Origin of the sequence: Okeania sp. SIO2C9 (genome assembly GCF_010672455.1) — a bacterium.
Lineage (GTDB): Bacteria > Cyanobacteriota > Cyanobacteriia > Cyanobacteriales > Microcoleaceae > Okeania.
The window spans coordinates 161,282-173,811 of sequence record NZ_JAAHGO010000004.1 but is presented as its reverse complement, the minus strand read 5'-3'; the positions used below and the strand labels follow the sequence as shown (position 1 = coordinate 173,811).

The window sequence follows — 12,530 nt, the reverse complement described above, 5'->3', positions numbered from 1 at the left end:
TTTGGCCCAAAAGCCGTTGATGGTGATGGCCCTAAACCAACATGACGACAATTGTAAATAAATAAAAAGTATTTTTATGTTATCTTAATTATGAGAATGATTATCATTCTAATATAAAATTATCCTCCTCAACCTTCCAAGCTGAATAGCTTTGGGGTTAAAAGGTTGCAGGAGAAGTCCAACTATAACCATTAATCTATGCTAAGTATTGAAAATCCGAAACCTCAGTTAAAGACTTCATTTCTCCAACGGCTCCAGAGTCCAGATCGTCCAGTGGTGATCTTTGATGGCGCAATGGGAACTAACATCCAATCCCAAAACTTGACCGCCGAGGACTTTGGTGGAGCGGAATATGAAGGTTGTAATGAATATTTAGTCATCACCAAGCCAGAAGCAGTGGCCAAAGTCCATCGTGATTTTCTTGCAGCGGGGGCAGATGTTGTCGAGACCGATAGCTTTGGCTCTAGCCCCTTAGTCCTCGCAGAGTACGATCTAGCCGATCGCGCCTACGAGCTAAGTAGAAAGGCGGCAGAGTTGGCTCGCCGTTGTGCGGATGAGTTTACCACTCCCGAAAAACCAAGATTTGTCGCAGGTTCCATCGGTCCAGGAACCAAGCTACCCACCCTCGGCCATATTACCTATGATGAATTGAGAGCGAGCTTCATGGTGCAAGCAGAAGGTCTCTATGACGGGGGAGCCGATCTATTCATCGTGGAAACCTGTCAAGATGTTCTGCAAATTAAGGCAGCATTGAGTGCGTTTGAGGCGGTGTTTGCGAAAAAAGGTTCGCGACTCCCCTTAATGGTGTCCGTGACTATGGAAATCCAGGGAACCATGTTGGTGGGGACGGATATATCTGGGGTACTGGCAATTCTGGAACCCTTCCCCATTGATATTTTGGGGCTAAATTGTGCCACGGGTCCAAATTTGATGACTTCTCATATTAAATATCTATCAGAAAATTCACCGTTCCCCATTTCCTGTATTCCCAATGCGGGACTACCAGAAAATGTTGGCGGTCAGGCAGTTTATAAAATGACCCCCGAAGAATATACAACTGCCATGACAGGGTTCATTGCGGAACATGGAGTTCAAATTGTTGGTGGTTGCTGCGGTACGCGCCCAGCACATATTCAAGCTTTAGCCGAGGCTGTGGAATACACCCCACTAAAAGAGCGTTCGGTGCGAAAAAATGCCGTGGGGGAGCTTCGAGAACCCATCTCCTATACGCCAGCAGCAGCTTCCATTTATTCCGCCCAAACCTATGAGCAGGATAATTCTTTTTTAATTGTTGGCGAGCGATTAAATGCCAGTGGTTCTAAGAAAGTCCGCAAGCTTTTGAATGAAGATGATTGGGATGGGTTATTGGCGATCGCTAAATCCCAGGTTAAAGAAGGCGCCCATATGCTGGATGTAAACGTGGATTACGTCGGGCGTGATGGAGAACGGGATATGCGAGAACTGGTATCGCGACTGGTGACTAATACGACTCTTCCACTGATGCTCGACTCCACCGAGTGGACAAAAATGGAAGCAGGTCTCAAGGTTGCTGGGGGCAAATGTTTGCTCAATTCCACCAACTATGAAGATGGAGAAGAGCGATTTTTTAAAGTGTTGGAATTGGCAAAACAATATGGTGCAGGAGTTGTCATCGGCTGTATTGATGAAGAGGGAATGGCTCGAACCGCCAAGAAAAAATTCGAGATTGCCCAACGCGCTTATCAGGACGCGCTCAAGTTTGGGATTCCACCCCATGAAATTTTCTATGACACCTTAGCTTTACCGATTTCAACTGGGATAGAGGAGGATAGGGAAAATGCCAAAGCAACGATCGAATCAATTCAACTGATTCGGGAAAATCTGCCTGGTGTTCACTTTATGTTGGGGGTCTCTAACATTTCTTTTGGCTTGAGTCCAGCTACTCGCATCACCTTAAATTCTGTCTTCCTGAATGAAGCGATGAAAGCTGGGATGGATGGATCGATTGTTTCCGCTGCCAAGATTTTGCCGTTATCGAAGATTGACGAAGAACATCAACAGATATGTCGCGATTTGATTTATGACAATCGCAAATTTGAAGGGGATATTTGCACCTACGATCCGTTGACGAAACTGACGGAAATTTTTGCGGGGGTGAGTGCAAAAGATGCTAGATCGAGTGCTTCCTTAGCAGATTTGCCCATCGACGAACGCTTGAAGCAACATATTATTGATGGCGAGCGGATTGGATTGGATGATGCGTTAAAGGCGGGTTTAGATGCAGGTCATAAAGCACTGGAGATTATCAATACTTTCTTGTTGGATGGGATGAAGGTTGTGGGCGAACTGTTTGGCTCTGGTCAAATGCAATTGCCATTCGTGTTGCAGTCAGCCGAAACCATGAAATCTGCCGTTGCTTTCCTCGAACCCTACATGGAAAAAATCGAAGGAGAGGACGAAGACCGCGGTAAAGGGAAATTCCTGATTGCCACCGTTAAAGGCGATGTCCATGATATCGGAAAGAATCTGGTGGATATCATCTTGACCAATAATGGCTACAAGGTGGTCAATATGGGCATTAAACAAGCCATTGAGGCAATCGTCGAAGCTTATGAGCAGCATCAGCCTGATTGTATTGCCATGAGTGGCTTGCTGGTGAAGTCTACAGCATTTATGAAAGAAAATCTGGCAGCATTTAATGCTAAAGGTATTACAGTTCCAGTGATTTTAGGCGGTGCGGCACTAACACCAAAATTTGTGTATGGAGATTGTCAAGATACTTACCAAGGGCAGGTGATTTACGGTAAAGATGCTTTTGCAGATTTGACCTTTATGGATCGCCTGATGCCCGCCAAAGAACAGGAATGTTGGGTGGATACCGAAGGCTTTACAGGAGAATTTGCTCAGTTTAACCAAAAGGGACGCAAGGCGATTGAAGATTCAGATCGAGAACTCAATGGTGATGGGCAGAAATCCGATGGAGAAGTCAATGGCGATGGGAAGAAATCCGATGAACCCACTGTCATTGATACCAAACGCTCGGAAGATGTGGCGATTGATATCGAACGTCCTACGCCGCCTTTCTGGGGGACGAAAATTATTCGGAGTGGCGATCTAGATTTAGAAGAACTGTTCTGGTACATGGATTTGCAAGCACTGTTCGCTGGTCAATGGCAATTCCGTAAACCGAAAGGACAATCTCGCGAGGAATATGATTGGTTCCTGGCATCGAAGGTTCATCCGATCTTGGAAGAATGGAAGGAAAAAATTCGCACGGAAAAATGGTTGGAGCCAACTCTAGTTTATGGTTATTTCCCCTGTGCAGCTATCGGCAATTCTGTTCATGTTTACGATCCTAGTGTCATTGAGCAAGGCTTAACACCGAAAACAGCAACCCCGTTTGTCACTTGGACATTCCCTCGTCAGAAATCCGGGCGTCGCCTGTGTATAGCTGATTTCATCCGCCCAGTTGAACAGAATCAATTTGATGTATTGCCTATGCAGGCAGTCACTATGGGAGAAATTGCCACCGAGAAAGCACAGGAACTCTATAAAGACAACAAATACACCGATTATCTGTATTTCCACGGCATGGCAGTGCAGATGGCGGAAGCCTTGGCAGAATGGAGTCATACCAGGATTCGGCGGGAATTAGGCTATGGAGATTTAGAGCCTGATAATATTCGCGATGTATTAGCCCAAAGGTATCAGGGTTCTCGGTATAGTTTTGGCTATCCAGCTTGTCCGACGGTGATGGATCAAGTGCCACAGTTGCAATTGTTGGGATGCGATCGCATTGGGATATCGATTGATGAGAGCGAACAGCTTTATCCAGAGCAAACGACCACTGCTTTTGCCACCTATCATCCTGTGGCTAGATATTTTAGTGCTTAGATAGATTGGTAATGGGGTCGCGCTGAAATCCAGGCGACCTCTAATTTTTCTTGATAATTGCTAGAGAGTCGGTCAAGTATTCTCAGAAACCACGTTTTTTGGTATCTCAGAAACCCGGTTTTTTGGAAAAACCGGGTTTCTCGACCGACTCTCTAGGCATCGGCATAGCTCCAAATGGCTAAATTTCAACTGGATTGGCTTTTAAAACATAGGTCTCTAAATGAGTGAAATAAACGATAGATCGAATTGGCATCAAGATTTTATTGCCAGTAATTTGCTGGTCATTGGCTATAATGCTTGGGTTGGTCATCTCAATCAGAAGCGCGGCGCGATTGTTTGTAGCACAAATTCTCCAACATTGGGGGTTAGTGGAGAATCATTCAAAACCCATTTTGTCGGACGTTCTCGCCTTGCGCCGTTCCTGAATGCCTGGTTAGCGGCTTCTGACACTGCAATTTTGCACCATCACTTTATGATTGATCACATCTTGGAAGTTGTCGATAATTATGATCCAACCACAGAGGTTGTATTGTTGCTGGAGTCTTTCGATGGAGCAACGTTCTTTTACTTGAAAAACCTACCCATTACACCACCTCAGTGCTACGAGCAAGTCTGTAAGACCTGGGATGAATTCCAGCCAGGAGTCAGTGTTAATAGCGGTTCGTGCGACCAGGTGCAGCCTAGTATGATGTGACAAAAGTCAACCCCTATTCAAGCAAGCTGCCAGCTTTTGGGCGAGAACCCGAACGTGGGGCGATCACATCATCCTATCAGTGGGTATGCAAAATTATTTGTGTCATTGCGAGCGACAGCGAAGCAATCCCAAAGTATAGCGATTGCTTCGTTTCACTCCGTTCAACTCGCAATGACAAATGTACAATTAATTTTGCCTAAGTACTTAATGGTGGCCGGGAGTGACATAAGTTTCCAACTTTCCTGTAATTTTAGAACATTGGGGGTGACAAAGCCCACGACTTTTACATCAATGTCCACTCTTCTCGAAAAAATAGTCTCCGACGAGGCGATCGATACTGCTTATGAATGGTTGTGTAAAAAACGCCAACATTATCATCCTAATGCCGATGTCTGGCAGCTCAGACGATGGTGGCATGAGAAAAAACCCATTCTACAGGCGCAAATTCTTTCGGGCAATTTTCAATTTCGGGAGTTGCGCTTGATTCGAGGTGAGGAGAAGTCAATCGAATGGTGGTCGTCTTTGGATGCTTTGGTGTTAAAGGCCATGACTATTGTTTTGACGGAACACTTGAAACCGGGAGCATCCCAAATGTTGAAAAATATATTTTGTCATTGCGAGCGTAATGTAATGGAGCGAAGCAATCGCAAAGTCTAGCTATTGCGATTGCTTCATTCCGCTACGCTGCATTCGCAATGACAATCTAAATCTTGGTAAATTTTCAAAATCGGGATACTCCCTTGAAACCTGTCCTTTCACCTCGGTGTTTTCACTTAGCCGGGAATGGTGGGTTGAAGGGGGCGGTGCGAGAGGTTGCGGCTAATGTTGAGGAGCATCCATTTGTCTTTCGCACTGATGTTAAGGGGTATTATGCCAGCATCAATCATGGAATTTTGATGGATATTGTGGGGAAATATGTCCGGGATGATGCAGTTTTACATTTGTTCTCAAAAAAATTGGGTCGTGCAACCCCGCCTTTTAAGGCGAAATGTTTTTGGAGCAGGGCATAAATACCCGTTACAAAAGTAACTTCTAACTTCTGACTTCTGACTTCTGACTTCATTAAGGGGTTATCTGCGTCGCTATGTTTCGGATGGGGGTGAATATATTGATATTACCCAGGGGATTTCTTTGGGGTGTCCGTTATCTCCGCTGATGGGGGCTTTATTTTTGAAGCCTTTGGACGACCGCATGGCTGCTTTGGGTTGTTTTTATGTGCGTTATATGGATGACTGGGTGATTCTGGCTCCGACGCGGTGGAAGTTGCGCAAAGCCATCAAGGCAACTAACCAGGTGATGAGTGAGTTACGGGTGGTTAAACATCCGGATAAAACTTTCATCGGTAGAGTTGCCAGGGGCTTTGATTTTTTAGGTTATTGGTTTTCCCTTGCGGGTTTGGGTATCGCGAGGAAGACTGTGGAAAGAATGGTTGAAAATATGCTTCGGCTTTACGAGCTAGGTGCGCCCGATGAGCGGATTGAGGCATATTTTCAACGCTGGTGCCGATGGGTGGAAGGTGGGATTTCTGCCAACGGACATGGTTATGTCTTTGGCTTTTTATCTTCAGTGTGTCATCGCGTTTTACGGTCTGGGGCACTTGATCATGCTCCGTCGGCAGCACGGGTTGTAAATGGCTATACTACCCGTACCTTGTCGCTCAGACGGACTAGTAAACGTTTCGATGGGTTACTCCAAAAGTCAGGTGTCCGAAATAAGGCTGTTTATTTCCAGTAGAGCATGGGAGTATTCCAGATTCCTCCCTGTAGGTACTGTCAGCACTTAACATCCAATCAACAAGCTGATCTTTCCGAACGACACGACATTGTTACAGAACATAGTACTCATGCTCATAACACTGGCCTTCAAGCTCGAACGGCAACATTGATGAGTCTCGCTACACCTGACACTCCTCCAATCAACTCAGTAGCTCGTCGGTGGGGAATGACCTATCCGATGAATCTTCACTTATCAAATGCCTCTGCAATTCGCTCAATTGTATCGGCATTATTTCGCATTAGAGTTGAAGATAACGTATAGATATCATCTCCATATGCATGATCGTCCGTGCCTCTTACTATCTGCCAATGAGAAGCTTCATGAATAAGCACTCCCGGCACTGAGTCAACACCATTTCTCTCCGCTGTGAAATATTGGTTTCCTAATACCATCACCGTTGGGTCGGTAGGATAAACATAGGCAAAACATTTCTCCTGATCATCGTATTGCACATGATTGATATTGAGATTGGATAATGCTGTTCCTATCCTTTCAAACTCTGACCGTAGACCGTTTAGCCTGGAGGTAGCAGGTCGCAGGTTGAGACTCTGCACTATCGGTCCTAATTCTTCGTCCTTGGACTGTACTACTAATTGACATAATGCCATAGCTCTTGCTTTCGCCCTTCTTACTACTACTTTCTGCCCGATTGTTAGATCTTGTCGCATTTTTTCTCCTTTATTGTTCCATTTTTAAGACGTTTCCCGGTCGCTATTCCTGAATTTTAGAGTTAGAGGTATTTTTTTCGATCTGCTTGACTCCCCAGACTCAAGTGTTTCAGACTCTTCAATGCTGAAATATTTCATATGCTCTGACTAATCATAAATAGTAAGAGAAGGGATAGAGTAAACAATACAACAATGGACAATAGTCTAATCAACCTCTCGCGCAACTATTCCAATATCGAATTATCGCCCCAACACAACCTTTTATTCCCACTCCCTGCATAAAACTCTGCCAAAAAACAGAAAGTCTGGATTATAAAGGTGGGTCACGACTAACATAAACCACACCAGTAGTATTTAACCTTACCATCGCCTTTAATATCATCGACCGTTGAATACTTTTATATAAGGGAGCGGGTAAAGGAGAAAATCCCGAGCTTGGCTTTGTGTAAAGAAGATCAGTTTTTTCATCACTAATTCTCCGGACTCGATCTAACTCTCCAAAACTATCAACACTCTCTGACTTTTCTACCTCTGGTTGTGATGGAGAAATAGAGCGATCGCCTGATGGAGTAAGGTCATGGCAACTAAATATAGCATTATTATTGGGAAATGGTTGAACTTTTGCTATCTCACTTTCAACCGATACAGTCTCCGTCTCCAAAACACTCTTATCATCTTGCGACCTTATCTGCTGCAGCTTTTCCCCATTTTCTTCTGGAGTAGGAGACTGACTCTCCACTGACATCTGTAGGGACGAATGGCTGTTTGCCCCTACTTCCGACTCTGAATCTCGAAAATAGGGACTCAACCTCTGTTTAAGCTGTTTCCGCGCCAAAGATATCCGCTTGCAGACATTATCATAAGATATCCCTTGCTGTTCGGCAACTTCTTTATAGGAAAGCTCCCGATAAAAATGCAAAATAAACGTCTCTCGACACTTTTCCGGTAACTCAGCGATCGCCCCTCGTATCCGTTCCGACCTCTCCTCTCTCTCCAGAACAGACTCTGGACATTCAACCGTTCCTGTAGTAGTAACTCCCTCAGTATTCCCCACCCATTCAATACTTTCAACACCCACAGCACCACAAGAACCTTTGCGGATAAGATCGATGCAAAAATTACGAGTTACCTGATACAACCAAGCCTTTAAATTAGTAATTTTTTCCCCGAACTTTTGCACCTTTTCCCAAGCTTTTACCATTGCCTGACTCAGAGCATCCTCCGCATCCATTGGGTTAAAATTCATCATCTTGAGACAGCAGCGATAAAGCTGGCCTCGACTTTCTTGCCATTGCTGCCAAAACTGAGAGATTAGATGGGAGCAATCGTTCTCTGTCCCTGCATTATCCATTAAGTTTCGTCTTGTATTTGCAGTGCTGGAGGTCATAAAAAATGAGATTGGTTTTGTCCTTCTGATTGGAGTTTGGAGAAAATGTTAATTTCGATCCTTTCTCCTTACATAAGACGATTTCCAAACCCAATTTCTGAATTTTTCGAGTTAGAGCTGATTTGTAAACATAGCTAAAAGTCTTATATTACCTAGCTTTTAGCAATTATAAATTTACTTGAATATCACTCTTAAAACCCTCTTAAAACCTAAGAATAGCAAGTGATTCAGGGCCTTAATATTTACTTTATAAATCAGCTCTTAGCACTAATTTTTTTAATCTCGACTCAACCAACTTCAATCATCAACCCACATTTCGTACAACAAAAAGTGTATTGCCAATGAAGCATTCCTTTCAATTATCGGCGTGTGAGTAGCATTTGATACTGCCGACGAACTTCTCACGGAGTGACAAGCACCCCGAAACCTATACCAAAACTGGCTTAACCTGATCCAACCTGAAGAGAACAATTGAAGGGAATAATTATTATGACACCCAGAAGTGGGTAATATAGTAGCGGCGCTACTTTTACCCTTTGGTATAACTAGAAGCTAGGGGCACTGTGCGCGGTTTCGGTAGTTACGAGCAAGCTCCATAAATGCATTGAGATAATCAACATCGAGATCGGTGCGACGGACGCCCAAGAAGATTTGCTTTTGGATGCCGTTGGAACCTAGTCGCACTGCACGCACAGGATATTTTTCAGAGAATTCCTCGACCAGCCAGCGTGGTAGAGCCGCCACTCCGCGTCCACAGGCAACCATTTGAAGCATTATGTCCGTACTCTCGACCATTTTCTGTTTTCTCACCGTCATGCCCGCTGGAGCGAGGAAGCAGGTGTAGATATCTAGGCGATCCTGAGAAACCGGATAGGTGAAAAGCACTTCCTCGCCGAGCTGCTCGGGGATGACGTGATCCTTATCTCCAAGTGGATGTTCCGAAGAGACCACCAGAACCTGCTCATAGTCAAATACCGGCTCAAAGTGTAGTGATTTTTTGCGCAGCGGATCGGGTGTCACCAGCAGGTCAATCTCATAGGCGAAGAGCGCACCGATGCCGCCAAATTGGAACTTCTGTTTGACCTCAAAATCCACCAACGGCCAGGCGCGCAAGTAGGGAGTCACTATCTTCTGCAGCCACTGGTAGCATGGGTGGCACTCCATACCAATTCGTAATGTTCCCCGCTCACCACGAGCGAACTGTGCTAATTGTTCTTCTGCGTGGACGAACTGGGGAATCAGGCGGTTGGCTGTGGTCAGCAAATGGGTTCCTGCCGGAGTGAGGCGAAGGGTACGTCCTTCCCTATGCCAAAGCTTTACCCCTACCCGATCTTCCAACTTACGCATACTGTGGCTCAACGCCGATTGTGTCAGGTGTAGCGCATTTGAGGCTGCGGTCATACTCCCATGCAAGTCAACCGCGCGGATAATATCAAGGTGGCTGCGTTCGAGAAATGTCATCAGTTTTCCATGAATTTTGCTCATTACTCCATGAATAAACATCATTTGTATTCCCTTGTCAAGGTCAAGTCTGATAGATATAGTAAGATTAATGTCCAATAGACAACAAGGAAAACAGCAAATTTTTTTTGCTGGAATACTCTTACATCGGAGACAAGTTCTATGAGTAACAGCCATAAGACAACTATCAAAACACATTCCCTGGGGTACCCTCGCATCGGAGCCAAGCGTGAATTAAAAAAGGCTACGGAAGCATATTGGAAAGGCGAGCTGCCTCTTTCTGAGCTGATAGCTACAGGCAAGAACTTGCGCGAAATCAACTGGAAGAAGCAACAGGCAGCCGGAATCGATCTTATCCCGGTCAACGACTTCTCCTTTTACGACCAAGTGCTAGACATGAGCTGCCTGCTTGGCAATGTGCCGTCGCGTTTCGAGTGGCAAGGTGGGCAGACGGATATCAACACCGTTTTTACCATCGCTCGTGGTACGGAGGGCGGCGCTTCTTTGGTTGAAGACGAGAAGGACTGCCAAGCAAACAAGATTTCCACTTTCGCCAGCGAGATGACAAAGTGGTTCGATACGAATTACCACTTCATCGTGCCTGAGTTTCGGGCGAATACAACGTTTTCCCTAAGCGGCACAAAAGTCTTTGATGAGTTCGCGGAAGCTAAGGCACTGGGGATTAACGCGAAGCCAGTGCTAATCGGCCCCGTGACTTACCTCTCCCTAGGTAAGGTACAGGATTCTAGCAACCCAGACTTTGAGCCGTTGACCCTTCTTGATAACCTTGTCTCCGTCTATGAAGAGATTATCGGCAAGCTTGCAGCCGCAGGAGCGGAATGGATACAGCTCGATGAGCCGATTGTTTCCACCGACCTTAGCGATCTACAGCGCGATGCTTTGAAGGCAGCATACGATCGCCTCTCCAAGGCCAAAGGTTCGGCAAAGCTGCTCGTCACAACATATTTCGGTGGCGTTAGAGATAATATTGAGGACTACCTTGCGTTGCCAGTTGACGCCTTGCACTTCGATTTTGTGCGGGGTTCAGAGGACATCGACACTGTTCTGGCAACCTTCCCGAATAACAAAATTCTCTCCGCAGGAATCGTTGAAGGCCGCAATATTTGGAAGAATGATTACGATGCCTCACTAGAAGTTTTGAAGAAGGCCAAGGCCGCTGTTGGCGCGGATCGGCTCTGGGTCGCACCTAGCTGCTCACTTGTGCATTCGCCTGTAACCCTGCAAAACGAACGAAAGCTTGATGAAGAGCTGAAAAGCTGGCTGGCTTTTTCCGATGAGAAACTCACAGAAGTCAGTGAACTCCGGCAACTTCTTGATGAAGTCGGAAGTGTGGAAGCTCTTGAAGCTAACCGTGCCGCCGCTGCTTCCCGAAAGTCCAGCAAGCGCATCCATAATGATGCCGTGAAAAAGCGCCTTGCTGAAGTTAAGCCTAGCGATTTCGACCGCGCCTCTGCCTTTGCCGAACGCCAATCCAAGCAGCGGGCTAAACTCAGTTTGCCAGATTTCCCAACCACGACCATCGGCTCATTCCCTCAAACCAAGGAAGTACGCCATGCACGCGCCCAGTGGAAGAAAGGAACCCTAAGCGATGCGGACTACGACCAGTTCATAAAGGAAGAAATTGCTAAATGCGTTGCTTTCCAAGACGAGATCGGGATTGATATGCCTGTTCACGGCGAGTTCGAGCGTAATGACATGGTGGAATACTTTGGCGAAAATCTCGAAGGCTTTGCCTTTACCAGCAACGGCTGGGTGCAGAGCTTCGGTACTCGCTACGTGAAGCCGCCGATCGTGTTTGGCGATGTCAGCCGCTCCAAGCCCATGACTGTCTACTGGTCCAAGTATGCTCAAACCCTGACCGATCGCCCGATGAAGGGGATGCTCACTGGTCCGGTTACGATCCTCCAGTGGAGCTTCGTGCGCGACGACCAGCCACGCTCCGTCACCACCCATCAGATCGCCTTAGCCATTCGCGATGAAGTGGTGGACTTGGAAACTGCTGGCATCGCTGCCATCCAGATCGATGAACCTGCTTTCCGCGAAGGCTTGCCATTACGCCAGAGCGAGTGGGATCACTATCTCGACTGGGCGGTGAAGGGTTTTCACCTCAGTGCCTGCGGTGTGAAGGATGATACCCAAATTCACACTCATATGTGCTACTCCGAGTTCAACGACATCATCGAATTCATCGCAGCCATGGACGCCGACGTCATTACTATTGAGACCTCGCGCTCAAATATGGAGTTGCTTGATGCCTTCGTGGACTTCAAGTATCCAAATGAGATCGGCCCAGGGGTCTATGACATCCACTCGCCACGGGTGCCCCCCACCAATGAAATGAGTAACCTCATGTCAAAAGCGGAAGCCGTGATTCCCCGTAAGAACCTCTGGGTTAACCCGGATTGTGGCCTCAAGACTCGCCAATGGTCAGAAGTGAAGCCTTCCCTCATCAACATGGTTGAGACTGCAACAAAACTTCGCGCTACAGCCTCCAAGTAGCTACTTGTTGCCCCTAAAGTAGTGAAGCTGCGATTTGGGGCAATTTAGCATAATTTCCGAGAATACCCCTATTGTAATCTTTGATTCAATAGGGGATAGCGCTTTTAAAGGGCGGAACCATTTCCGCCCACAGCACCTCATGAATTGGATA

Annotated in this window: 9 protein-coding genes; 6 read left to right on the top strand and 3 right to left on the bottom strand. The window is 46.2% G+C overall.

Going from position 1 to position 12,530, the window contains the following annotated elements:
• Positions 1-198: 198 nt before the first annotated feature.
• The 5 genes from metH (at position 199) to F6K23_RS04900 (ending at position 6,301) form a co-directional block, all read left to right on the top strand.
• Positions 199-3,873 carry a methionine synthase gene (gene metH, locus F6K23_RS04920; RefSeq protein ID WP_293151386.1) on the top strand — a complete coding sequence of 1,225 codons (3,675 nt, stop codon included), beginning with the start codon at positions 199-201 and terminating at the stop codon, positions 3,871-3,873.
• Positions 3,874-4,093: 220 nt separating this feature from the next.
• The gene (locus F6K23_RS04915; protein WP_293151383.1) at positions 4,094-4,567 is read left to right on the top strand and encodes a hypothetical protein; all 474 of its coding nucleotides are present in this window, start codon (positions 4,094-4,096) and stop codon (positions 4,565-4,567) included.
• A gap of 54 nt (positions 4,568-4,621) precedes the next feature.
• Positions 4,622-5,224, top strand: coding sequence for a hypothetical protein (locus tag F6K23_RS04910; protein WP_293151380.1), 603 nt, complete (start codon positions 4,622-4,624; stop codon positions 5,222-5,224).
• A gap of 53 nt (positions 5,225-5,277) precedes the next feature.
• A complete protein-coding gene (locus F6K23_RS04905) occupies positions 5,278-5,577 on the top strand; it encodes a hypothetical protein (RefSeq protein WP_293151377.1) in 300 nt (99 codons plus the stop codon).
• A 43-nt stretch (positions 5,578-5,620) separates the two neighbouring features.
• A complete protein-coding gene (locus F6K23_RS04900; protein WP_367267628.1) occupies positions 5,621-6,301 on the top strand; it encodes a reverse transcriptase domain-containing protein in 681 nt (226 codons plus the stop codon).
• Positions 6,302-6,528: 227 nt separating this feature from the next.
• On the opposite strand, the gene F6K23_RS04895 is transcribed toward F6K23_RS04900, so the two are convergent.
• The 3 genes from F6K23_RS04895 to F6K23_RS04885 form a co-directional block, all read right to left on the bottom strand.
• Positions 6,529-7,011 (bottom strand): M35 family metallo-endopeptidase, encoded by a 483-nt coding sequence (locus F6K23_RS04895; protein WP_293151374.1) that lies wholly within the window; start codon positions 7,009-7,011, stop codon positions 6,529-6,531.
• A 310-nt stretch (positions 7,012-7,321) separates the two neighbouring features.
• On the bottom strand, positions 7,322-8,362 hold the full coding sequence (locus F6K23_RS04890; RefSeq protein ID WP_293151371.1) for an RNA polymerase sigma factor: 1,041 nt from the start codon (positions 8,360-8,362) through the stop codon (positions 7,322-7,324).
• 588 nt (positions 8,363-8,950) lie between these two features.
• Entirely contained in the window at positions 8,951-9,904 is a 954-nt protein-coding gene (locus F6K23_RS04885) for a LysR family transcriptional regulator (RefSeq protein ID WP_293151368.1), read from the bottom strand.
• Positions 9,905-10,021: 117 nt separating this feature from the next.
• Between F6K23_RS04885 and metE the strand changes: the two genes are divergently transcribed.
• A complete protein-coding gene (gene metE, locus F6K23_RS04880) occupies positions 10,022-12,379 on the top strand; it encodes a 5-methyltetrahydropteroyltriglutamate--homocysteine S-methyltransferase (protein WP_293151365.1) in 2,358 nt (785 codons plus the stop codon).
• Positions 12,380-12,530: the final 151 nt, after the last annotated feature.

Bases quoted from the DNA above. Each gene is read 5' to 3' on its own strand.
- metE (WP_293151365.1), top strand. From the start codon at position 10,022: ATGAGTAACAGCCATAAGACAACTATCAAAACACATTCCCTGGGGTAC.
- F6K23_RS04915 (WP_293151383.1), top strand. From the start codon at position 4,094: ATGAGTGAAATAAACGATAGATCGAATTGGCATCAAGATTTTATTGCC.
- F6K23_RS04890 (WP_293151371.1), bottom strand. From the start codon at position 8,362: ATGGATAATGCAGGGACAGAGAACGATTGCTCCCATCTAATCTCTCAG.
- F6K23_RS04885 (WP_293151368.1), bottom strand. From the start codon at position 9,904: ATGATGTTTATTCATGGAGTAATGAGCAAAATTCATGGAAAACTGATG.
- metH (WP_293151386.1), top strand. From the start codon at position 199: ATGCTAAGTATTGAAAATCCGAAACCTCAGTTAAAGACTTCATTTCTC.
- F6K23_RS04895 (WP_293151374.1), bottom strand. From the start codon at position 7,011: ATGCGACAAGATCTAACAATCGGGCAGAAAGTAGTAGTAAGAAGGGCG.